General features: G+C 73.0%; 20 protein-coding genes. 11 read left to right on the forward strand and 9 right to left on the reverse strand.

Annotation, left to right across the window (positions count from 1 at the left end):
• The first annotated feature begins 162 nt into the window (after positions 1 to 162).
• Positions 163 to 1803 (forward strand): ABC-F family ATP-binding cassette domain-containing protein, encoded by a 1641-nt coding sequence (locus tag NLX94_RS02865; protein WP_254380936.1) that lies wholly within the window; start codon positions 163 to 165, stop codon positions 1801 to 1803.
• A gap of 23 nt (positions 1804 to 1826) precedes the next feature.
• Here the strand turns inward: NLX94_RS02865 and NLX94_RS02870 are convergent, their stop codons facing one another.
• Positions 1827 to 2294, reverse strand: coding sequence for an ATP-binding protein (locus NLX94_RS02870; RefSeq protein ID WP_254380937.1), 468 nt, complete (start codon positions 2292 to 2294; stop codon positions 1827 to 1829).
• Positions 2295 to 2505: 211 nt separating this feature from the next.
• On the opposite strand from NLX94_RS02870, the gene NLX94_RS02875 reads away from it, so the two are divergent.
• The 6 genes from NLX94_RS02875 (at position 2506) to NLX94_RS02900 (ending at position 7043) form a co-directional block, all read left to right on the forward strand.
• Complete coding sequence (locus NLX94_RS02875; protein ID WP_254380938.1) at positions 2506 to 3357, forward strand: helix-turn-helix transcriptional regulator; 852 nt, start codon at positions 2506 to 2508, stop codon at positions 3355 to 3357.
• A gap of 67 nt (positions 3358 to 3424) precedes the next feature.
• Positions 3425 to 3664 carry a hypothetical protein gene (locus NLX94_RS02880; protein ID WP_254380939.1) on the forward strand — a complete coding sequence of 80 codons (240 nt, stop codon included), beginning with the start codon at positions 3425 to 3427 and terminating at the stop codon, positions 3662 to 3664.
• Between the two features lie 166 nt (positions 3665 to 3830).
• Positions 3831 to 4802, forward strand: a complete 972-nt coding sequence (locus tag NLX94_RS02885; RefSeq protein ID WP_254380940.1) for an acyl-ACP desaturase — start codon at positions 3831 to 3833, stop codon at positions 4800 to 4802.
• A gap of 72 nt (positions 4803 to 4874) precedes the next feature.
• Entirely contained in the window at positions 4875 to 5186 is a 312-nt protein-coding gene (locus NLX94_RS02890; protein ID WP_254380941.1) for a hypothetical protein, read from the forward strand.
• Entirely contained in the window at positions 5179 to 6354 is a 1176-nt protein-coding gene (locus tag NLX94_RS02895) for a hypothetical protein (RefSeq protein ID WP_254380942.1), read from the forward strand. The genes NLX94_RS02890 and NLX94_RS02895 overlap by 8 nt, the downstream gene beginning before the upstream one ends.
• Entirely contained in the window at positions 6351 to 7043 is a 693-nt protein-coding gene (locus NLX94_RS02900; RefSeq protein ID WP_254380943.1) for a hypothetical protein, read from the forward strand. Before NLX94_RS02895 ends, NLX94_RS02900 begins: the two co-directional genes overlap by 4 nt.
• Positions 7044 to 7053: 10 nt before the next feature.
• Here the strand turns inward: NLX94_RS02900 and NLX94_RS02905 are convergent, their stop codons facing one another.
• The gene (locus tag NLX94_RS02905; RefSeq protein ID WP_254381216.1) at positions 7054 to 7320 is read right to left on the reverse strand and encodes a WhiB family transcriptional regulator; all 267 of its coding nucleotides are present in this window, start codon (positions 7318 to 7320) and stop codon (positions 7054 to 7056) included.
• Between the two features lie 106 nt (positions 7321 to 7426).
• Here NLX94_RS02905 and NLX94_RS02910 point away from each other — a divergent pair, with 106 nt between their 5' ends.
• Positions 7427 to 8173, forward strand: coding sequence for a TetR/AcrR family transcriptional regulator (locus NLX94_RS02910; protein ID WP_308402359.1), 747 nt, complete (start codon positions 7427 to 7429; stop codon positions 8171 to 8173).
• On the opposite strand, the gene NLX94_RS02915 is transcribed toward NLX94_RS02910, so the two are convergent.
• Positions 8118 to 9608 carry an MFS transporter gene (locus NLX94_RS02915; protein ID WP_302168640.1) on the reverse strand — a complete coding sequence of 497 codons (1491 nt, stop codon included), beginning with the start codon at positions 9606 to 9608 and terminating at the stop codon, positions 8118 to 8120. The genes NLX94_RS02910 and NLX94_RS02915 overlap by 56 nt on opposite strands.
• Positions 9605 to 10495: an alpha/beta hydrolase gene (locus NLX94_RS02925; RefSeq protein ID WP_254380944.1), complete on the reverse strand. Its 891-nt coding sequence runs from the start codon at positions 10493 to 10495 to the stop codon at positions 9605 to 9607. Before NLX94_RS02925 ends, NLX94_RS02915 begins: the two co-directional genes overlap by 4 nt.
• A gap of 363 nt (positions 10496 to 10858) precedes the next feature.
• Between NLX94_RS02925 and NLX94_RS02930 the strand changes: the two genes are divergently transcribed.
• Positions 10859 to 12307 carry a S41 family peptidase gene (locus NLX94_RS02930; RefSeq protein ID WP_254380945.1) on the forward strand — a complete coding sequence of 483 codons (1449 nt, stop codon included), beginning with the start codon at positions 10859 to 10861 and terminating at the stop codon, positions 12305 to 12307.
• Between the two features lie 19 nt (positions 12308 to 12326).
• Here NLX94_RS02930 and ligD read toward each other — a convergent pair whose 3' ends face one another.
• Positions 12327 to 13346 carry a non-homologous end-joining DNA ligase gene (gene ligD / locus NLX94_RS02935; protein ID WP_254380946.1) on the reverse strand — a complete coding sequence of 340 codons (1020 nt, stop codon included), beginning with the start codon at positions 13344 to 13346 and terminating at the stop codon, positions 12327 to 12329.
• A 75-nt stretch (positions 13347 to 13421) separates the two neighbouring features.
• Here ligD and NLX94_RS02940 point away from each other — a divergent pair, with 75 nt between their 5' ends.
• Entirely contained in the window at positions 13422 to 14492 is a 1071-nt protein-coding gene (locus NLX94_RS02940) for an ATP-dependent DNA ligase (RefSeq protein WP_254380947.1), read from the forward strand.
• Positions 14493 to 14574: 82 nt separating this feature from the next.
• Here NLX94_RS02940 and NLX94_RS02945 read toward each other — a convergent pair whose 3' ends face one another.
• Positions 14575 to 15969 (reverse strand): NAD(P)/FAD-dependent oxidoreductase, encoded by a 1395-nt coding sequence (locus tag NLX94_RS02945; protein ID WP_254380948.1) that lies wholly within the window; start codon positions 15967 to 15969, stop codon positions 14575 to 14577.
• A gap of 207 nt (positions 15970 to 16176) precedes the next feature.
• On the opposite strand from NLX94_RS02945, the gene NLX94_RS02950 reads away from it, so the two are divergent.
• Positions 16177 to 16758: an NUDIX domain-containing protein gene (locus tag NLX94_RS02950; protein WP_302168641.1), complete on the forward strand. Its 582-nt coding sequence runs from the start codon at positions 16177 to 16179 to the stop codon at positions 16756 to 16758.
• Here NLX94_RS02950 and NLX94_RS02955 read toward each other — a convergent pair.
• From NLX94_RS02955 to NLX94_RS02965, 3 genes are all read right to left on the reverse strand, one after another.
• The gene (locus NLX94_RS02955) at positions 16755 to 17417 is read right to left on the reverse strand and encodes a GPP34 family phosphoprotein (RefSeq protein ID WP_254380949.1); all 663 of its coding nucleotides are present in this window, start codon (positions 17415 to 17417) and stop codon (positions 16755 to 16757) included. The two genes, NLX94_RS02950 and NLX94_RS02955, sit on opposite strands and share 4 nt — an antisense overlap.
• A 91-nt stretch (positions 17418 to 17508) precedes the next feature.
• Positions 17509 to 19587: an MDR family MFS transporter gene (locus NLX94_RS02960; RefSeq protein ID WP_254380950.1), complete on the reverse strand. Its 2079-nt coding sequence runs from the start codon at positions 19585 to 19587 to the stop codon at positions 17509 to 17511.
• 71 nt (positions 19588 to 19658) lie between these two features.
• Positions 19659 to 21008 carry a 6-phospho-beta-glucosidase gene (locus tag NLX94_RS02965; RefSeq protein WP_254380951.1) on the reverse strand — a complete coding sequence of 450 codons (1350 nt, stop codon included), beginning with the start codon at positions 21006 to 21008 and terminating at the stop codon, positions 19659 to 19661.
• Positions 21009 to 21067 lie beyond the last annotated feature (59 nt).

Genomic DNA, 21067 nt, shown 5'->3' on the forward strand with positions numbered 1-21067 from the left:
GCGGCTCCGGCCGGCCCGTAGCTTCGTAGACGCACCCATCGCCGTCGAAACGGAGCAGGACGTTGCTCTTCTGAGGTCCGAGACACCGACCACCGCCCTCACCCGCGGTCTCCTGTGTCTCCCCCGCGTTGCACTCACCACTCACGCAACCTGGAGGCCTCCATGAGTCCTGCTCCCACGTTCATCACCTGCTCCGGCCTGTCCTTCGACTGGCCCGACGGAACACCCGTCTTCGACAGGTTCCAGCTGACCGTAGGCCCCGGCCGTACCGGCCTGATCGGGCGCAACGGCTGCGGAAAGTCCACCCTGCTGAAGCTGATCGCCGGGGAACTGACCCCGGTCGAGGGCCAGTTGTCGGTGGCCGGCACCGTCGGCCAGCTCCCGCAGACCGTCACCTTCGACACCTCCCTACGGGTGGACGAGGCGCTCGGCGTCCACACCGCCCGGGCCGCCCTGCACGCCATCGAGGCGGGCGAGGCGACCGAGGCCAACTTCGCGGCGGTCGGCGACGACTGGGACGTGGAGGAACGGGCCCTCGCCACCCTCGACCAGCTCGGGCTCGGCCGGATCGGACTGGACCGCACCACCGGCGAACTGTCGGGCGGGGAGTGTGTGCTGCTCCGGCTGGCCGCCCTGCTGCTGAGCCGTCCGGACGTCCTCCTGCTGGACGAGCCCACCAACAACCTCGATCTCCGGGCCCGGCGCCGGCTGTACGCGGCCGTCGAATCCTGGTCCGGGGTGATGCTCCTGGTCAGCCACGACCGGGAACTGCTGGACCGGGTCGACCAGATCGCCGACCTGCGCGACGGCGAAGTCCGCTGGTACGGAGGCAACTTCACGGACTACGAGGAGATGCTCGCGGCCGAACAGGAGGCCGCCGAGCGGATGGTCCGGGTCGCGGAGGGCGACGTACAGCGCCAGAAGCGCGAACTGGCGCAGGCGCACGCCAAACTGGCCCGGCGCAAGCGGTACGGCCAGAAGATGTACGAGAACAAGCGCGAACCCAAGATCGTCATGGGTGCCCGCAAGCGCGCGGCGCAGGAGTCGGCGGGCAAGCACCGCATCATGCACACCGAGAAGCTGGCCGAGGCCGAGGAACGCCTCGACCAGGCGGAACTGGCGGTGCGCGACGACGCCGAGATCCGGATCGAACTGCCCGCCACCCAGGTCCCGCCGGGCCGTCGCGTGCTCACGCTGAGCGGGCTGCACCCGGTGCACGGCGCCCCGGTCGCCGGCGAGTGGGAGCTGCGCGGTCCGGAGCGGATCGCCCTGGTGGGGGCGAACGGCTCGGGCAAGACCACGCTGCTGCGCACGATCGCGGGGGAACTGGCCCCGCTGTCGGGCGAGTCGGTGACCCACGTCCCGGCGCGGTTCCTGCCGCAGCGGCTCGACGTCCTGGACGACGACCGCTCGGTCGTGGAGAACGTGGCGCGGTTCGCCCCGCACGCGACGAACAACCTGATCCGGGCGCGGCTCGCGCACTTCCTCTTCCGGGGTCCGCGGGCGGACCGGCCGGCGGGCACCCTGTCGGGGGGCGAGCGGTTCCGGGCGACGCTGGCGGCCCTGCTGCTGGCGGAGCCGGCTCCTCAGCTGCTCATGCTGGACGAGCCGACGAACAACCTGGACCTGGCGAGCGTGGGGCAGCTGACCGACGCCCTGGATTCCTACGAGGGGGCGCTCGTGGTCGCGAGCCATGACGTGCCGTTCCTGGAATCGATCGGCATCACGCGGTGGCTGCTGCTCGACGACGGACTGCGGCCGACGACGGCCGAGGAGGTCCACCGGTCGCTGTGGCAGGGGTGACCCGCGCAAACGGTCGACCCGTGCTACCGCGGCAGGGGCAGTAAGGCCCAGGACTTGGTCCCGCCCATCGGGGTGAGCACCGGGGTGAGTCCCCAGTCCCCGCCGCAGGCCTCCACCACCGCCGACAGCAGCCACATCCCGCGGCTGCGCCGGCGCCGGCACTCCTCGCTCGCCTCGGGCGAGGAGTGCGCCGGGTGCTGGTCGAAGACGACGATCCGCAGCGCGTCGAACTGCCAGCGGACCTTGAGCACCATCTCCTTGTCGGGAGTGAACCGGTGGGCACAGGCCACGAGTTCGGAGGCGGCCAGGGCCGCGCTGTCGCACAGGTCGGGCAGTCCGTGCCGGTCGAGCAGGGACCGCAGTGCGCCCCGGGCGCTGCCCGCGCAGTGGGCGCCGCCCGGCAGACCTATGGAGTAGCTCAGTTTCTCGGCCCCCGGCGGGGCCTGCCGGAACTCGTGGACCGACCGCAGGCCACGGAGGGTGCCCGTCATCGTGCTGCTCCAAGGTTCTGAGGTGCTGAATGCGCTGATGGCGTGTGGTCATACAAGAGCTGGAGGTCGCCCCGTGTGAGACTTGCGCTACCGACCGTAGCGCAACGTGGTGCACAGTGCTACTACTTGTACGACGACTTGATGTTTTCTCATGTCATTTCCGGACTCGTGAGGGCACTCCCGCATGCCCCGGCCGGAGGAGGGGGGACCTGTGCCACCGAGGAGTACGCCGACCGCGCGCCAGCAGCGCCTGGGCTCCGAGCTGCGCAAACTCCGTGAGCAGTCGGGCATGTCGGTGCAGCAGGCCGCGGCGCTCATGGGGGTGGACCGCACCAGGATCCCCAACATCGAATCCGGCCGGATCGCGATCAGCGCCGAGCGTGTCCGCACCCTCGCCTTCAACTACGACTGCCCCGACACGGGGCTGGTCGACCTGCTCGCCTCGATGGCCCAGGAACGCACCAAGGGGTGGTGGGAGCAGCACCGGGGAATGCTGCCGCCCGCCCTCCTGGACATCTGCGAACTGGAGCACCACTCCGTCGAGTTGCACACCGCGGTGACCACGCACATACCCGGGCTGCTGCAGACCGAGGCGCACGCGCGGGCCGTTTTCGACACCGCCGACCCGCCGCTGCCCGAACCCGATCTGCAGGCGCGGCTCGCCCTGCGGATGCACCGCCAGCAGGTGTTCGCGCGCGAGGCACCGCCGCTGTACGAGGCGGTCGTCCACGAGGCGGCGCTGCGCATGCAGTTCGGCGGACCGAAGGTGGCGCGGGCCCAGCTCGAACACATACTGGAGCAGTCGGAGCGGGCGCGTACGACCGTGCGCGTGATTCCGTTCACCGCCGGCGGCTTCCCCGGCGCCGGCCAGTCCTTCACGTACGCGGCCGCCACGATCAGCGAGCTGGACACCGTGCAGCTGGACAGTTCGCACGGTTCGATGTTGCTGGATTCGCAGATGAAGCTGCTCCGCTACCGGGGCCTGCTGGAGCGGCTGCGCTCCCTGGCCCTTCCGGCCCGCGACTCCCGCGATTTCATCCGGGCCATCGCACACACCCTCTGACCGGGCCGACCGGCCGACCGGCTGACTGACCACCTGACCGGATCCGACGAGGAGACGAGAGAACCACATGGGCACGAAGACCACGACCACGACCGGCGCGGCGATCCCACCGGCGGCGGTGGACATCGCGTGGGACGAGGCGTTCTGCAGCGAGGGGGCGAACTGTTTCCGCTTCGGGCGGGACGCCGAGGGGAAGGCGTACATCGGAACCACCGGGTCCGCCGTCTACGTCACCGATTCGATCGACGCGCTCCGTGCGCTGGTCTCGGCCGTCAAGGCGGGAGCGGCGGACCACCTCCTGGCGTGACTTTGGTCCCTCCGAGCCATTGCGCACCCCCCTCAAACTGCGCAGATAACGGGATGTAACCAGACAGAGGTCCCCCTGGGGCTTGGCTGGTCTTGATGTCGCGCTTAACCTACGACTCCGTAGGCTACGGAACCGTAGGTAATTCGCTTTGCACTCAGGAGTACCCGTGACGATCACCTCTCCCCACCTCGGCAGCTCGGAGGCGTGGACGGACGCCAAGCTGCTGTTCGCGCTGGAAGAGGTGGTCGAGAAGGAACTCAACCGCCACCTGAAGGTCACCAAGGACTGGATGCCCCACGAGTACGTCCCGTGGAGCGACGGCCGGAACTTCCCCGGTTTCTTCGAGGACGGCGAGGCCTGGGACCCGGCGCAGTCGAAGGTCACCGAGATCGGCAAGATCGCGCTCGTCGTGAACCTGCTGACCGAGGACAACCTCCCCAGCTACCACCACGAGATCGCGACGCTTTTCGGCCGCAACGGCGCCTGGGGCACCTGGGTGCACCGCTGGACCGCCGAGGAGGGCCGCCACGGCATCGTGATGCGCGACTACCTGCTGGCCTCGCGCGCCGTGGACCCGGACAAGCTCGAGGCATTCCGGATGCAGCACATGTCGGAGGGGTTCGAGTCCGACAACAGCCACTCGATGCTGCACTCCGTGGCGTACGTGGCCTTCCAGGAGCTCGCGACCCGCATCTCGCACCGCAACACCGGCCACCAGTCCGGTGACCCGGTCTGCGACCGCATGCTGGCCCGCATCGCGCAGGACGAGAACCTGCACATGGTCTTCTACCGCAACCTGCTGGGCGCGGCCTTCGAGATCGCCCCGGACCTGACGATGCAGGCCGTGCGCGACGTCGTGGTCAACTTCCGGATGCCCGGACACGGGATGCCCGGCTTCGAGCGGATGGCCGCGCAGATGGCGATCGGCGGGGTCTACAACCTGCGGATCCACCACGACGACGTGCTGAGCCCGGTGATCCGCTTCCTGAAGATCATGGAGATCGACGGCCTCGGCCCCGACGGGCAGAAGGCCCAGGAGGAGCTGGGTCTCTTCATGAACGGCCTGGACGCCGAGGCCCGCAAGTTCGATGAGCGGCTGGCCGCCCGCGCCGCCCGCATCGCGGCCCGCAAGGCCTGACCGGTTTCCGCTCGCTCGGGCGGGTGACGGCAATTGCCCTGGCAGAGCCCCGCTCTGCCAGGGTTTCGCGTCATGACCGCCATGACGCCGCTCCAGGTCGAGATCGACCAGCTGGCCCGCCTCACCAACGCCCTGGACACCTCGCTGGCCGCCCTGCGCGAGGCCCGGCGGGAGCTGGACCACGTACGGGCCGACCAGCTGGGCACGGCGGACCTCGACGCGGCGTGCGACGGCTTCCAGGAAAGATGGGGCCACGGCACCAAGGAGCTCGCCGGGCGGATCAAGACCGTGCGTGAGGGCGTGCGCCGCAGCGCCGCCGAGTACGCGGAGCTCGAAGAGGCCATCCGCGCAGCCTTCCGGCAGGCGGCCCCCACCCGTGGCTGACTCCCCCCGCAGCGGCCCTGCGACGGCCGGTGCTCCCGCGGCCGGTCACGGCGGGCTCGGCTTCGATCCCGCACCGGGGAGCCCGGACGCGGTACGGGCCCTGGCGAAGAAGCTCCGCTCCTCGGCGGACAGCCTCGCGGAGACCTCCCGGGTCATCGACGCCCTGGTCTCCCACAGTTCGGCCTGGCAGGGCGAGGCCGCCACCGCGTTCCGCGCCTCGCTGTCGCGCGAGCTCCCCCGCCACCTCCACGCGGCCCACACCTCCCTGGCGGAGGCGGCCCGCCGGCTGACCGGCTGGCACGACACCCTGACCGCCCACCGCGCCCTGGCCGACGGCTACGCGGCCCGGGCCTCCGCCGCCACCACCGAGGAGGCGCTCACCGACGCCCGCCGCCTGGCGCACGAACTGGCCTCGGAGCACTCGGCGGCCGCCCGGCGGGTTGCGGACACCCTGACCGCCACGGCGGAGCGGCTGGCTCCGAAGGAGCCCGGGGTGCTGGAGTCGGTCTGGAACAAGATCGTCGACGATCCCGCGGACGCCCTCTCGAACGCGGCCGCCATCCTGGGGGCCGCCGGTGCGGCCGTCGCCCTCTTCTGCCCGCCGGCCGGCATGGCGGTGATGCTCGTCGCGGGCGGGCTCTCGCTGGCCGCCCTGGCCTCGCACCTCGCCGACCCCGGCTTCCGCAAGCCGCTGGCCGACGGGTTCACCCGGGGCAAGTTCGACGCCGCGTTCTGGAAGAACAGCGTGACCCTGCTCGGGGACGGCCTCGGCGCCGTACCGGGCGTGGCCGCGGTCGCCTCCGGCGCGCGGGCCGGCACGATCGCGGCCCGCGCGGCCATGGCGGCCCCGGAGGCCGGCGCCCTCGCGGGTGTCTCGCCGGGCGCGAACGCCTTCGCCCGCACGACGTGGAACACGGCGGACGAGCTGCGGAAGGTGGAGAGCCCGCTCACCGCGTGGGCCCTGCGCTCCTCGACACCCGAGGTCAGGGAGCGGGTCGGGGTGGCCGTGGCCGCCACCGGAGCGGCCACGGCCACCGCCGACTACACCGGTGACGACAAGGCCGTGGACCGCGGCTCCACGGCGGTGGACGGCACCCGCCTCGTCCTGGAGGACGGGCCGACCACGGCCGCGAGGTCGGCCCGGCTCTGGACGCTGGTGCGGACATGACGACGCATCGACCCGTCCCGCCCGTCTGGTTCCGGCTGCCTCCGGGCTTCCACGACATCGGCCCCGGCGACCGGGGCGCCCTGGAGGAGGTCGCCGGAGCCCTGGGGGCCCTGAGCGGCTTCGGGCCCGGGCCCGACGGGGGCCTCGGCGACGGCCTCGACGCGGGGTCGCAGCTCGCCCGGCTGATGGACTGTCTCGACGAACTCGCCGCTCAGCCCGGCCTGCAGCTGCTCCACAGCGCGATCGGCCTGCACCCCGAGGGCCCGGAGGCGGTCTCCGCCTCGGTGTTCTCCCTCGCCGCCCGGCCCGCCGGGGACGTCGGATCCGGAGCGGGTGTGGAGCGTACGGCCCTGGCGCTCGCCCGGTCCGCACCCGTGGGCGACGGGGCGCGCAGGTTCCTCGACCTGGCCTCGGGCCTCCCGTGCGCCCTGGTCTCCGGGGGCCTCCCCGGGCCCGGCACCGGCCCGGAGCTGTTCCAGGCCAGGGCCGTCACGGCGCATCCGGACGGACACCACCTGCTCCTGCTCGACCTCACCAGTACGGCCACCGCGCACGCCGGTGCGTACACCTCCATCCTGGAGGCGGTCGTGCACACGATCGCCTTCGCCGATCCCCGGCCCCGGCCGCCCGGTGGACGCGGAGACGGCGGGAGGGGCGGGAGCTCGCGGATCCTGGAACTGCTGGAGTGAGGGCTCCGGGTCAGGGCCGGCGGCGCAGGGCCTGGCGTTCGGCCTCGGACAGCCCGCCCCAGACTCCGAAGCGCTCGTCGTTGGCCAGGGCGTAGTCCAGGCAGGGCTTGCGGCCCTCGCAGGCCCCGCAGAGCCGCTTCGCGTCGCGCAGTGAGGAACCGGGCTCCGGGAAGAAGAAGCCCGGGCCCGTCTGGGCGCAGAGGGCGAGCTCGTACCAGGCCGGGACGGCGGCGGTGGCAGTGGCGGTAGCGGCGGAAGCGGTATCGGTGGTGTTCATCGACATGCCGCAGAGCCTGTCCGCCGGTGATGGACGTCCGATCAACGCCTGATCAACAGCATTGAGTGAACGACCGTGCGTGCGCTGATTTCGGTACCATGACCGCATGGCAGACGGACGCGTGGAGCGCGGGAACCAGACCCGGCGGACCGTCCTGGAACGGACGATGAGCATCGCCTCGGTGGACGGCCTGGAAGGGCTGTCCCTGGGGAAGATCGCCACGGATCTGGGGCTGAGCAAGAGCGGGGTGTTCGCCCTCTTCGGTTCGAAGGAGGAGCTGCAGCTCGCCACCGTGCACGCCGCCCGGGCCGTTTTCGTCGAGCAGGTCGTACGGCCGGTACGGGACGAGCCCGCCGGACTCGCCAAGGTGTGGCGGCTGTGCGAGAGCTGGCTCGGCTACTCCGGCCGCAGGGTCTTCCCCGGCGGCTGCTTCTTCTACTCCGCCTCCGCCGAGTTCGATTCCCGTCCCGGGCCCGTCCACGACGAGATCGCCGGGATCCGCGGCGAGTGGACGCGGTACGTCGAGCGGCTCCTCGACGAGGCCCGGCTGGCGGGCGGGTTCCGCGGGCCGGCCGGGGAGGTGGACGTGGAGCAGCTCGCCTTCGAGATCATGGCGATGATGGAGCTGGCCAACGCGCATTCCGTGCTGCACGAGGACACCACCGCCTACGACCGGGCCGCGCGGGGCATCCTCGCCCGGCTGCGCGCGGCGACGGCCGCCCCGGAGGAACTCCCGGAGCGGCCGCCCGTACTCTCGTTCCCGGCCGCCGGCTTCTCGGCCGGCGACGCCCCGGCCGTCAGCCTCCCGACCGCGCCTGCTGCGCCGGGCGCGCCTGCCCGGACGGACCGCTGAGCCGCATCGAGGCACCCGCGGCCGCTCCGCCCAGCGCGGTCAACGCGATCAGCAGGAAGACTCCGCGCCAGTGGTCCCCCGCGCCGGGCCCGGTGAGCAGGGCCGCCGTGCCGGCGACGCCGAGCGCGCCGCCGAGCTGGCGGGCCGTCATCAGCAGGCCGGTACCGGCGGCGAACCGCTGCGGCGGGAGGCCGGCCGAGGCCGTCGTGGACAGCGCGGTCACCACGGTCCCGATGCCGAGGCCGCCGAGGAACGAGGCGGGCAGGAAGATCTGGGCGTACGAGGTGGACTCCCCGACCCAGCCCCACAGCAGCAGGGCGTTGGCGGCGAAGAGCAGCGATCCGACGGTGACCGCGGCCCATTGCAGGCGGGCGGGCACCCGGCGGCCGACGACGAGCGCGCCGGCCATGGCGAGGACGGCGCCCGGTGTGACGCCGAAGCCCGCCCGCAGGACCGACCAGTCCCAGCGCTCGATGAGGTAGGACGGGCCGGTCAGCAGCCACGCGTACATGGCGGCGCCGAAGAGCAGGGCGCCGATGTTGGCCCGGGCGAACAGGGGGTCGCGCCACAGGTCCCGGTCCACGGCCGGGGCGGGGTGACTGCGCGAGCGGCGCAGCGCGAGGGTGCCCGCCAGGGCGCCGCCGATGACCGGGGCGAGCACCTTCGGGTCGGTCCAGCCCCACTCCGTGCCCTGGGAGAGCCCGGCCACCACTCCCCCGATGCCGACGGCGAGGGCCGTCGTACCGACGGGGTCGGGGAGCCTGCGTCCAGTGCGCGGCTCCCGCGGGACGACCCGCGCGGCGGCCCAGGCGACGGCCAGGCCGAGCGGGACGTTGATGAGGAAGATGGCCCGCCAGTCCCACCATTCGACGAGCAGTCCGCCGATGCTCGGGCCGACGGCCGCGGCCAGTCCGCCCGCCGCCGACCAGGCGCCGAGGGCCGCGGCCCGGCGGGCGGGCGGGGTGTGGGCGAGTACGAGGCCCAGCGCGGCGGGGATCATCCCGGCGGCGGCCGCTCCCTGGAGCGCGCGGGCCACGATCAGCAGGTCGGCGGTGGGGGCCGCGCTGGCGGCGAGCGAGGTCAGGGTGAAGGCGAGGGTCGAGCCGAGGAAGAGGATCCGGCGGCCCAGGGTGTCCGCGAGCCGGCCGGCCGCGGCGAGCAGGGCGGCGAACAGGACGGCGTAGGCACTGATGACCCAGGTCAGGCGGGCCAGCGACACCTCGGGGAAGGCCCGGCGCAGATCGGGGAAGGCGACGTTGACGACGGTGGCGTCGAGGAAGGCGAGGAAGGTGACGGCACTGGCCAGGGCGAGCACCCGCCCGGCCCCGGGGCCGCCCTCGGCCGATCGCGACCCGGAATCGGACCCGGGGGCGGGGATGGGGACGGAGGCGGGGACGGAGGCGGAGGCCGCGGGTTCGGGTCGGGTGGAGGTCATCGGGTGGCTCCCGCGGCCCCGGCCGGGTGCGGTGCAGGGGTCCGCGCCGGGGGTGCGCTCAGGAATGCGACGGTGGTGGCGATGACGTGCGGGTCGAGGAGGATGCGGCGGTGGCCGAGTCCGCTCGTCTCGATCAGCCGGGCCCGCTCCCCGTAGGCCGCCGCGATGGCGCGGGACTGGCCGGGGTCCGCGGTGTCGTCGTCCGCGTCGTGGACGAGCAGGATCTCCGAGGGGACCTCCTCGGGGCGGTGGCACGCGTCGAAGCGGGGCCAGGTGCCGGGCTCGTCCGGGAAGAGCCGGCGCTGGATGTGGCGCCGCATGGCGTCCTCGACGGCCTGGTTGACGCCCAGCATCGCGCGGAACCGCTCGGCGAGGAAGTCGAAGTCCGCGATGGCGCCGATACCGGCGATCCGGTCGGCCCGGATCCCGTCGCGCAGCGCGAAGAAGGTGGACACCACCCCGAAGGAGTGCGCGAGGACGGCCGAGAACTCCCCGTGCCGCGCGTGCAGTTGCCGGATGATCTCGCGCTGCCGGAGGATGGTGGTGGCCCGGCCGCCGGACGCGCCGTGGCCGGGTGCGTCGAAGGAGACCACGGTCCGACCCTCGGCCAGCAGCGCCTCGACGAAGCCGGCGAAGCGCGAGGCGCGCGAGGTCCAGCCGTGCACGATGAGCACCGGCCGGTCGCCCTCGCCCCAGCGGTAGGTGGTCACGGGTATCCCGTCCACGACGAGCCGTCCGGTCACGGCCCGGGCCATGACCTCCGCTTCGCCCGGCTTCACCTTCGGCCGGCCGAGGGGCCGCACGAACAGCGCGAACGCCACCCGCCCGACCGGGCCCGGGGCGACCCGGGCGGTGATGTTGAGGGTGGTGCTCAGGAGTGAAGCCATGGGGTGCATGCCCGGTTCTCCGGATCTCCTCAGAGTGGCCAGACGGCGCTGGCGGGTCAGGACGATGGGAGGATATTAGCACGATCGTTCGTGTTGTTATGGAGGGATCGCGCGGGCAGGCATCCGGGCGCGGCCACCCCTACCGACGAAGGTAGACGACGTTGATCCACAAATCTGGACGAACTGCCTTCCCCATCAGGGACTTTGATGACCCTCCCGCGCCGGGCAGCCCCCGGAGGATCCGGGGGACAGCCCCACCCGGGGCGGGTGGGCCGCCGGATGTCCCCGGCCCCCGGCCGCCCCGGATCCTGGTCCGGGTCGAGGAACTTCGACCGACGCAGAACGGCGAACGGGGACCACACGATGACCACTCCGCACACGCGGACACGGAGGCGGACGCAGACGCGCGCGGCCGCGGCGGCGCTGCTCCTCGCCCTCGTGGCGAGCACCGCCGGCCCCGCCGCGGCCGCCACCGCCGCATCCGGCGCCCCGGAGGGCCCGGCCGCCGGGGCGGTCGGAATCTGGCAGCTCGACGGCTACGGCACCGTGCTCCGCGTGGAGTCCGGGCGGCTCCAGGAGTACCAGGTCACCGGGATCAGCTGCCTGCCCGGCACGAGCGCGGTACGGGTCCCCGGCAGCGGGAGCGCCACCGCCCTCCGCTACGCCACCGGGGACGGGGACGGGGACGTCCTCACCGTGCGCCCCGGTTCGGTGCGCTTCGAGGGCTCGGTCGGCGACCGCGCGACCCGCCGGCTCGTCGCCCTGCCGGAGCGGTGCCGCGAGGCCCAGCAGCCCGGCCCCGCCGCCGACCCCGTCGCCACCTTCGACGTGTTCTGGCAGACCTTCGCGGAGAACTATCCCTTCTTCGCCGCCAAGGGCGTCGACTGGAACGCCGTACGCGCGAACCACCGGCCCCGTGTGCACGCGGGCACCACCGAGGACGAACTCTTCGCCGTCTTCAAGGAGATGCTCGCCCCTCTGCACGACGCGCACGTCCACCTCTTCGGCGGTGACCGGTTCTTCGCCGAGGGCCGCCCGGGCACCGTGACGCCCAGCCCCGAACTCGACGCCCGCATCAAGGCGTACATCCAGGAGGTGGACCTGGGCGGACGCGCTCCGCAGGAGTTTGCCCGGGGCCGGATCTCCTACGCCGACCTGCCCGACGGCCGCGGCTACCTGCGCCTCTCCGGCTTCGGCAGCTACACCGAGAGCGGGGACTTCGCCTCCGACAGCGCCGAGCTCGACCGTGTGCTGGAGAGCGTCTTCACCGCGGAGCGCACCGCCCGCCTGCGCGGACTGGTCATCGACCTGCGGATCAACGGCGGCGGCTCCGACGAGCTCGGACTGCGCCTGGCCGCCCAGCTCACGGACCGCCCGTACTTCGCCTACGCCAAGCGCGTGCGCAACGACCCCGCCGACGCGACCCGGTTCACCCGCCCGCAGCCCCTGTACGTCCAGCCCGCGCGCGGCCCCCGCTACACCGGACCGGTCGCCGTGCTCACCGGCGGCTCCACCATGAGCGCGGGCGAGACCTTCACCCAGGCCCTCATGGAGCGCCCCGGCCGGACGGTGCGCATCGGTGAACCGACCCAGGGGGTCTTCTCCGACGTGCTCGACCGCACCCTCCCCAACGGGTGGGAACTCGGCCTGCCCAACGAGCAGTTCCTGACCCGTACCGGGAAGACCTTCGACGGTCCGGGCATCCCGGTCCACGTCACCACCCCGGTCTTCACCCCGGAGGAGTTCGACGCGCACCGCGACTCCGCCTTCGCCGCCGCCCTGCGCCTCCTCCCCCGGGCCCGGGCGTCCTAGGAATCACGGTCGGCCACGGTCAGTCCTCGTGCTTCGCGCGGCTCGGCTGGACGCGCTTGGGCTCGCCCGGCATCTTCGGGTAGTCCGGGGGGTACGGCATGTCGCCGAGGCCGTGGTCGCGCTCGTGACGGTCGGCCAGTTCCAGCACGGCGTCCAGGGCGAAGGCGTGCTCGTCCATGTCGGCGTGCAGGTCGCCCAGTTCCGCGAAGCGGGCCGGCATCGTCACGATGTCGAAGTCGCGCGGCTCCGCCGCATCCAGCTCGTCCCAGCGCAGAGGGGCGGAGACCGGGGCGTGCGGGCGCGGGCGGATGGAGTAGGCCGAGGCGATGGTGCGGTCGCGCGCCGTCTGGTTGTAGTCGACGAAGATCCGCTCGCCGCGCTCCTCCTTCCACCAGGCGGTGGTGACCTTCCCCGGCATCCGGCGCTCCAGGTCCCGGCCGATGGCGATGGCGCACCTGCGGACCTCGGTGAAGGTCCAGCGCGGCGCGATCGGCACGAACACGTGCAGGCCGCGGCCCCCCGAGGTCTTGGGCCAGCCGCGCAGCCCCAGTTCCTCCAGCAGTCCGCGCAGTTCGTGGGCGACCGCGACCGCGTGGTGGTAGTCGGTGCCCGGCTGCGGGTCAAGGTCGATGCGCAGCTCGTCGGGACGGTCGGTGTCCCCGCGCCGGACCGGCCAGGGGTGGAAGGTGAGGCAGCCCAGGTTGGCGGCCCACAGGACGGCGGCCGGCTCGGTCGGGCAGATCTCGTCGGCGGTGCGCCCGCTCGGGAAGGCGATGTGGGCCGTGGGGATCCAGTCTGGCAGGTTCTTCGGGGCCCGCTTCTGGAAGAAGGACTCGCCCTCCACCCCGTCCGGGAACCGCTCCAGGGTCGTGGGCCGGTCGCGCAGGGCGCGGGTGATGCCGTCCGCGACCGCCAGGTAGTAGGCGGCCACGTCCCCCTTGGTGAGGCCGCGCTCGGGGAAGTACACCTTGTCCGGGCTGGACAGCCGGACGGCCCGGCCGCCCGCCTCCAGCTCGATCGCCTTGCCCGCTGCACCCATGTGGGCCACGGTAGGCGGCCCCGCGCGGCCCCGCACACCGAGCGGGTGCGTGCGTACCGCCCCAGAATCGGAGACATGGATCTGCCGGTCATGCCACCCGTGAAGCCGATGCTCGCCAAATCCGTGTCCGCGATCCCACCGGGCATGCAGTACGAGGCCAAGTGGGACGGCTTCCGTGCGATCGTCCACCGGGACGGGGACGAGATCGAGCTCGGCAGCCGCACCGGCAAGAGCCTGACCAGGTATTTTCCCGAGCTGGTGGCGGCTCTGAAGGCCAATCTGCCCGACCGATGCGTCCTCGACGGCGAGATCGTCGTCATCCAGGGCGGGCGGCTCGATTTCGACCGGCTGAGCGAGCGGATCCATCCCGCCGCCTCCCGGGTGAAACTGCTCGCCGGGACGACCCCGGCCTCGTTCGTGGCCTTCGATCTGCTCGCGCTGGACGACGAGGCCCTCCTCGACACACCGCTCTCCGACCGCCGCGCCGCCCTGACCCGCGTGCTCTCCACAGCCCGTCCCCCCGTCCACCTCGCACCCGCGACCACCGATCCCGCGCTCGCACGGGAGTGGTTCGAACGATTCGAGGGCGCCGGGCTCGACGGGGTCGTCGCCAAACCCCTCGATCTCCCCTACCGGCCCGATGCCCGCCTCATGTTCAAGATCAAGCACGAGCGTACGGCCGACGCCGTGATCGCGGGATTCCGTTTCCACAAGAGCGGTCCGATTGTCGGATCGCTGCTCCTGGGGCTCTACGACGCCCACGGCACCCTCCAGCACGTGGGCGTCTGCGCGGCCTTCCCGATGAAGCGCCGCGCCGAACTGATCGACGAGCTCGAACCGCTGCGGATGTCCGGCCCCGAGGGCCACCCGTGGGCCGCCTGGGCGGAGGAGTCGGCGCACGAGAGCGCCCGGCTGCCCGGGGCGCAGAGCCGCTGGACCGGGAAGAAGGACCTGTCCTGGGTGCCGCTGCGCCCCGAGTGGGTCTGCGAGGTCGCGTACGACCACATGGAGGGCGACCGGTTCCGGCACACCGCGCAGTTCCGCCGCATGCGGCCGGACCGGGAGCCGCTGAGCTGTACGTACGCCCAGTTGGAGGAGGTCGTCGGCTACGACCTCGCCGAGGTGCTGGGGCCGCCGGCCGGCTGATCCGCCCGCATCGGGAGACCCGCCGCAGGTCAGCCTCGGGTCAGCCGCAGGACCGCCGGAGGTCCGCCAGGTCCGCCGCAGCTCAGCCGGAGGTCAGCGCCTCCCACTGCGCCCGGCTCGGGCCGCCGCTGTTCGGCACGTAGTCGGGTCGCGCCGCCAGCCAGCGCGCCACCCGCGCCCTGATCTCCGGGTCGGCGTACGTCCGCTCGGGCGGATCGGCCAGGTGCCGGACCCTCGCGCGGGCCCGCATCACCTCCGGGTCCTCCAGCGCGCAGTCGAAGAGCGCGGCCACCTCCCGGGCCGTCCCCGTGCGCCCGGCGCGGGTCGCGAACCGCTCCCCGATGGCCCCGTCCGCGACCACCTGGAAGTCGAACCACGGTTTGAGGGTGCGCACCGCCCACGCGTGGTACTCGGCGGCGAACCGTACCGATCCCGGGTCCTGGTGGGCCGTACGGGCCACCCTGCGCGCGGCCCACAAGGTGAGCGAGGCGCCCTGCCCGAGGGTCGGGTTGGTGTGCGTCACGGCGTCCCCGACCGGCACGAACCCGCTCACCACCGGCCCCAGCCCGTCGACCGGGGCGCTCCAGCGGTTGTCCAGGCCGGCCGTGGCCAGGACCCCGGACAGCGGTTCGGCGCCCAGTCCCAGCCAGGCCCCGCCCGGCGGGAAGGCCCGCGCGGCGGCCTCGAACACGGCCGGATCGCGCAGCGCGGAACGCGTGGGGTCCCCGGTGTGCACGAACAGCGTCACGGCGAACAGCCGGTTGTCGGCGGGGAAGACCGCGCACCCGGCGAAGCTGCCGCCCGTCACCGCCCAGGGGCGCCGCGGCCCCTCCTCGCGTCCCTCGGGCAGCCGGTACCAGCGGCAGAAGTAGGCGAGGCCCGTGCGGTGCCGCTCCACGACGCCCGGCCGGCAGCCGATCGCCGCCAGCCAGCGTTCGGAGCCGCCGCGCCGGCCGCCCGCGTCCACGACGAGGTCCCCCTCGTAGGCCCCCGCCTCCGTGGTCACTCCCGTCACACGGACCACGGAATCGGACGAGCCGCCCGCGACCAGTCCGCTCACCGGCTCCCCGTACCGCGCGACCACCCCCGGCTCGGCCCGTACCGCCGTGGCGAGCGCGCTCTCCAGCACGATGCGCCGCGCCTGGAGCATCACCAGGTCCTCGTCCCCGGGCCGCGCGGGCGGGCGTACGTCGAACCAGTCCAGCTCGTGCCGCTCCCGGGCTCCGAGCCGGAGCATCTCGGCGTGGACGTCGGGCAGTTCGTCGCGCAGCACGGCCCGTGCGGCGCCGAGCAGCACGTGCGGCTGGTTCGCCTGGGGCACCGCCGTCCGGTGCCAGCCGAAGAAGTCCCGGTCGAGCGCGGTGCCGGGGGCCCGGGGATCGCGTTCGAAGAGCTCGGCGGTGTGTCCGTGGCGCGCCGCGAGCAGCGCGGTGGCCAGCCCTCCCATGCCCCCGCCGACCACCAGCACGTGTGCCATGGAACCCCCTTGAGCCGATGGACCCGCCGACCGGCCACCGATGCGCCGGTGCACCAGTGCGACGATCTGACCGCGGGAAGTCTGCGCGGGGAGCGCCCCGCCGAAACCCGGCCCACCGGAACCCCCGTCCGGCCTCCTGGACATAAGGTCGCAGCCGGGCCGCACCGCCATGCCGCCCCCGCCGCCCCGATCCGCCGAAGGACGCCCATGAGCACCGAACCCCACCAGGCCGAGGGACCCGACGGAGCCGACGGCCCCGGGGAGCACGGCACGCCCGGAGCACCCCGCAGCCGCGCAGTCCCGGGCGCGCACGCGGTCGTCGGAGTCGGCGTGATCGTGGTGGGCCGCGACGGCCGGGTGCTGCTGGGCCAGGCGCACGACGGCCGCTGGGAGCTGCCCGGCGGCAAGGTGGACCCCGGGGAGCGCTTCGAGCAGGCCGCCGCCCGCGAACTGGCCGAGGAGACCTCGCTGCGGGTCGCCCCGGAGGAGATCCGGATCGTGTCGATCATGCTGGCGGGCAGCTCAGGAACTGACTCCACCGCCCCCTCCGGCCCGACCCGGCTGACGGCCGCGGCCGTCACCTCGGCCGCCGAGGGCACCGCCACGGTCACCGAGCCCCACAAGATCGCCCGCTGGTCCTGGTTCGCCCCGGCCGCGATCCCGGCGGCCCTCTACGCCCCGTCGGCGGCGGCCCTGCGCGCGTGGCGGCCCGAGCTCGCTCCGGGCCTCCCGCACGTGCCCTCGTACGACTATCCGACGACCGGGCCGACCCGGGCGAGCACGGCCTAGCCGAACACCGTCGCCGTCGTGGCCACGGTGATCGCGGCCATCGCCAGCCGCATGTCGCGGATCGCCGTCCGGATGCTCTCGGCTGCCCACTGCCCCTCGGCGATCTCCGCCGTGCGCGCCTTGATCTCCTTGCGCGGGGCCCCCGGGAAGGCCAGGCCGTGCAGGTCGGCGGCGTGGATCACCGTGATGAGGCTCGCGGTGCGCTCGTCCGGCTCCGCGCCCTTCTGGACAGCGGCGGCGATCCGCTCGCGCAGTGCGCGCTCGACCGCGCCGTCGGCCTCCGGGTAGCGGCGGACCGGGAACACGCCGAGCGCCTTGCGCTGCTCCTCGACGACCACGCCGCGCGCGGTCAGCCGCTCCACCGCCGCGCCGATGGCCTTGGCCTGGTCCTTCGTCAGCCATTCGCTGACCCGGCGCTTGGGCCGGCCGCGCATCCAGGTCCGGATCGACTCGGCCCGGCCGTCGAGCAGTTCCTCCCCGGTGGGCGACTTGTCGACCACCTCCAGGTACTTGCCCGAGACCCGTACCCGCTCCGCGAGGACCAGTTCGAGCAGGAGGGCTCCGGCCACGGCCCAGCCCACCGCCTGCCGCTGCTTGACCGACCCGGACTCGTCGTCCAGGGACAGCAGCGTGATCTCCTCCGCCAGCGTGATCGTCATGCCCAGCTCCCCCGTTGGTCGTCCGTGTTCACATGATCAGACGTCCGAACACGCCCGGAGGTTCCGCCGGTTCCGCGATCTCCCGCCCGGTCTACGGCCGCCCCGCCATCGCGCGCGGGGCGAAGTTCCCGTCCCCCAGGTCCTCCGCCAGGAGCCGCTTCGCGATCGCGTCCGCCGCGGCCCGCAGCTCGGCGCTGCGCGGCCGGCCCCGGTCCTTCTCCAGCTGGTCGCCGAGCCACTGGGCCCACGCGGCGGAGATGACTCCCGCTTCGCGCTCGCCCGCCGGGGTCTGCGTGTAGAAGCCGTTCTGCCGCGTCATGTAGCCCTCGTCCACCATCCGTTCGAAGACCGGCAGCAGTACCTCCGGGGGCAGGTGCCGGCGCGAAGCGATCAGTCCCAGGCTCGCGTAGCCGACGGTGCGGGTCATCAGGTCCACCTGCATCACCGCCCACGCGCCCGCCATGTCCAGCCTGGTGTCGGAGGAGTTCACGATCCCGCGGGCCGTCTCCGGCCCCATGCTCCGCACCAGCTTGCCGACCGCCAGTTCCAGCAGCTTCGCCGAGTCCCCCGAGGCCGTGGCGGGCGAGCCGAAGCCGTCGCCCATGTCCGTGGAACCGGCCCGCGCGCTGTCGCGCAGTTTGACCTGCTTGAGGAAGAGCGCGACGACGAATCCGACCACCGCCACCGGCACGGTCCACAGGAACACCGTGTGGAGGGTGTCCGCGTAGGCGTTGATGACCGGCCCGGCCGCCGCCGGATCCAGCCCGTGCACGCCCTGCGGGCTCTGCGCGGCGACGCCCAGCTGCCGCGGGTCCTCGCCGGTGGCGCGCGCCGCCTCGGCCACGCCCTTCGCCAGTGCGGGCTTCAGGGTGTTGGCGTAGATCGTGCCGAAGACGGCGGTCCCGAAGGCGCTGCCGAGGGTGCGGAAGAAGGTGACGCCCGAGGTCGCGGTGCCGAGGTCGGCGTAGTCCACGGTGTTCTGCACGGCGATGGTCAGCACCTGCATGCACAGGCCGATGCCGGTGCCGAGGACGAACATGTACAGCGATTCCAGCCAGGCGCCGGACTGCGGGCCCATCCGCGACAGCAGGTAGAGGCCCACGCCCATCACCGCGCAGCCGACGATCGGGAAGATCCGGTAGTGGCCGGTCTTGCTCGTGACGTTGCCGCTGAAGACCGACGCGATCAGCAGCCCGATAACCAGCGGCAGCGTCCGTACTCCCGAGACGGTGGCCGAGTCCCCGTCCACGTACTGCAGGTACGTCGGCAGGAAGGTCATCGCGCCGAGCATCGCGAAGCCGACGACGAAGCTGAGGACGGAGCAGACCGAGAAGACGGGGTTGCGGAACAGCCGCATCGGCAGCATCGGTTGCGCTGCGCGCGTCTCCACCAGGCAGAACAGCGCCAGGGCCACGACGCCGCCCGCGAAGAGCCCGACGATGAGCGGCGAGCTCCAGGCGTACTCGTTCCCGCCGAGGCTGGTGGCCAGGATCAGCGCGCTCGCGCCGATCGCGACCATCGCGATGCCCAGGTAGTCGATGACCGGCTTGCCCGCGGCCCGCACGGAGGGGATGGTCCGCGCGGCCGCCACCACGACCAGGATCGCGATCGGCACGTTGACGTAGAAGGCCCAGCGCCAGGTCAGGTGGTCGGTGAAGAGTCCGCCGAGCAGCGGCCCGATCACCGTCGCGACGCCGAAGACGGCACCGATCGCGCCCTGGTACTTGCCCCGTTCGCGCAGGGGGACCACATCGGCGATGAGGGCCATCGCCGTGACCATCAGCCCGCCGGCGCCGATGCCCTGGATGCCGCGCCACACGATGAGCAGGGTCATGTTGCTCGCGAGGCCGCACAGGAACGAGCCGGTGATGAAGACGATGGCGGAGACCTGGAAGACAAGTTTCCGGCCGAAGAGGTCGCCGAACTTGCCGACGAGCACGGTCGCGACCGTCTCGGTGAGCAGGTACGAGGTCACCACCCACGACATGTGGTCGCCGCCGCCGAGGTCCGCCACGATCGTGGGCAGCGCCGTGCCCACGATCGTCTGGTCCAGGGCCGCCAGCAGCACGCCGAGCATGATCGTGCCGAACACGATGTTGCGCGAGCGCCGGTCGAGCACGGGCGGTGCCTCGGCGGATATGGCGGGGGCTGCACCTTCGGCTGTGGTCACATCTCGCACTCTCACAGCGCCCCCGCCCCGCCGCATGCGGCACTAGCCCATCCGGGCAGGGGCTGGGGCCGTCAGCACAGGTAGTGGAGCCCCGGGTGCTCCGCCGCGTACCCGGCCAGCAGCCTCCGGGCCACCCCGACCGAGTCCACCAGCGGATGCAGCGCGAAGGCCTTGACCGCGTCCGCCCGCGATCCGCTCGCCGCCGCGGCGAGGACCGCCCGCTCGGCGGCCTTGACCGAGGTCACCAGGCCCACCGCGTGCAGGGGCAGCGGATCGACGGCGACCGGGTGGGCCCCGTTGGCGTCGACCAGGCAGGGCACCTCGATGACGGCCTCGGCGTCGAGCACGGACAGGGTCCCGCGGTTCCGGACGTTCAGGATGAGGGTGGCGCGCTCGTCCCGGGCGATGGCGCGCATCAGGGCGAGGGCCACCTTCTCGTACCCGCCGGACTCCAGGTCGCTCGCCTCGCGCTCGCCGACCCCCGCGACCTCGCGGTTCTCGGCCATGTACGTGGCTTCGCGCTCGGCCCTGGTGCGGTCCCAGGCGGCCAGCGCCTCCCCGGGGGCCCGATCCGGGCGTCCGGCCTCGGCGTAGAAGCCCCGCTGCTGGTCGCGCAGGAACGCGCCGCGCGTCTGCTCGGCCTCCTGGTAGGCCCGTACCGTGTCACGGTTGAAGTAGTAGTAGTGCAGGTACTCGTTGGGGATCGCGCCGAGCGAGCGCAGCCACTCGGCCCCGAACAGCCGGCCCTCCTCGAAGGACTCCAGTGCCCCCGGATCGGCCAGCAGCCGCGGCAGTTCGTCACGGCCACCGATCCGCAGCCCGCGCACCCAGCCCAGGTGGTTGAGGCCGACGTAGTCGATCCAGGCCTCCTCGGGCCGGGCCCCGAGCAGCCGGGCGATCCGCCGTCCGAGTCCGACCGGGGAATCGCAGATGCCGATGACCCGGTCCCCGAGCTCCTCGGCCATGGCTTCGGTCACCACCCCGGCCGGATTGGTGAAGTTGATCACCCACGCCCCGGGGGCGGTACGGGCCACCCTGCGCGCGATCTCGCGGGCCACCGGCACCGTCCGCAGGCCGTACGCGATCCCGCCCGCGCCCACCGTCTCCTGGCCCAGCACGCCTTCGGCCAGGGCGATCCGCTCGTCGGCGGCCCGGCCCTCCAGCCCTCCGACGCGAATGGCCGAAAACACGAAGTCGGCTCCGCGCAGGGCCTCGTCGAGATCGGTGGTGGCCGTGACGGCCGGGGCGTCCGCGATTCCGGCGGCCTGGTCCGCGAGCACCCGCGCCATGGCACGGAGCCGGCCGGGGTCCTCGTCGAACAGGGTCACGTGCGACACCCGCCCCTCGGCGTGGTCGCCGAGCAGGGCTCCGTAGACGAGCGGTACCCGGAATCCGCCCCCGCCGAGGATCGTCAGCCGCACGCCCTTGCCGCCTTTCGCAGTGCTCCCGTACCAGGGTGTCGCGGCACCAGTCTCCCCCG

The sequence above is a fragment of the Streptomyces sp. TBY4 genome, assembly GCF_024213195.1.
In the GTDB taxonomy this organism is placed as follows: domain Bacteria; phylum Actinomycetota; class Actinomycetes; order Streptomycetales; family Streptomycetaceae; genus Streptomyces.

What these genes read in the sequence shown, in the direction of transcription:
- NLX94_RS02865 (WP_254380936.1), top strand. Translation starts at nt 163, where the DNA reads ATGAGTCCTGCTCCCACGTTCATCACCTGCTCCGGCCTGTCCTTCGAC.
- NLX94_RS02870 (WP_254380937.1), bottom strand. Translation starts at nt 2,294, where the DNA reads ATGACGGGCACCCTCCGTGGCCTGCGGTCGGTCCACGAGTTCCGGCAG.
- NLX94_RS02880 (WP_254380939.1), top strand. Translation starts at nt 3,425, where the DNA reads ATGGGCACGAAGACCACGACCACGACCGGCGCGGCGATCCCACCGGCG.
- NLX94_RS02890 (WP_254380941.1), top strand. Translation starts at nt 4,875, where the DNA reads ATGACCGCCATGACGCCGCTCCAGGTCGAGATCGACCAGCTGGCCCGC.
- NLX94_RS02900 (WP_254380943.1), top strand. Translation starts at nt 6,351, where the DNA reads ATGACGACGCATCGACCCGTCCCGCCCGTCTGGTTCCGGCTGCCTCCG.
- NLX94_RS02905 (WP_254381216.1), bottom strand. Translation starts at nt 7,320, where the DNA reads ATGAACACCACCGATACCGCTTCCGCCGCTACCGCCACTGCCACCGCC.
- NLX94_RS02910 (WP_308402359.1), top strand. Translation starts at nt 7,427, where the DNA reads ATGGCAGACGGACGCGTGGAGCGCGGGAACCAGACCCGGCGGACCGTC.
- NLX94_RS02915 (WP_302168640.1), bottom strand. Translation starts at nt 9,608, where the DNA reads ATGACCTCCACCCGACCCGAACCCGCGGCCTCCGCCTCCGTCCCCGCC.
- NLX94_RS02925 (WP_254380944.1), bottom strand. Translation starts at nt 10,495, where the DNA reads ATGGCTTCACTCCTGAGCACCACCCTCAACATCACCGCCCGGGTCGCC.
- NLX94_RS02930 (WP_254380945.1), top strand. Translation starts at nt 10,859, where the DNA reads ATGACCACTCCGCACACGCGGACACGGAGGCGGACGCAGACGCGCGCG.
- ligD (WP_254380946.1), bottom strand. Translation starts at nt 13,346, where the DNA reads ATGGGTGCAGCGGGCAAGGCGATCGAGCTGGAGGCGGGCGGCCGGGCC.
- NLX94_RS02940 (WP_254380947.1), top strand. Translation starts at nt 13,422, where the DNA reads ATGGATCTGCCGGTCATGCCACCCGTGAAGCCGATGCTCGCCAAATCC.
- NLX94_RS02945 (WP_254380948.1), bottom strand. Translation starts at nt 15,969, where the DNA reads ATGGCACACGTGCTGGTGGTCGGCGGGGGCATGGGAGGGCTGGCCACC.
- NLX94_RS02950 (WP_302168641.1), top strand. Translation starts at nt 16,177, where the DNA reads ATGAGCACCGAACCCCACCAGGCCGAGGGACCCGACGGAGCCGACGGC.
- NLX94_RS02955 (WP_254380949.1), bottom strand. Translation starts at nt 17,417, where the DNA reads ATGACGATCACGCTGGCGGAGGAGATCACGCTGCTGTCCCTGGACGAC.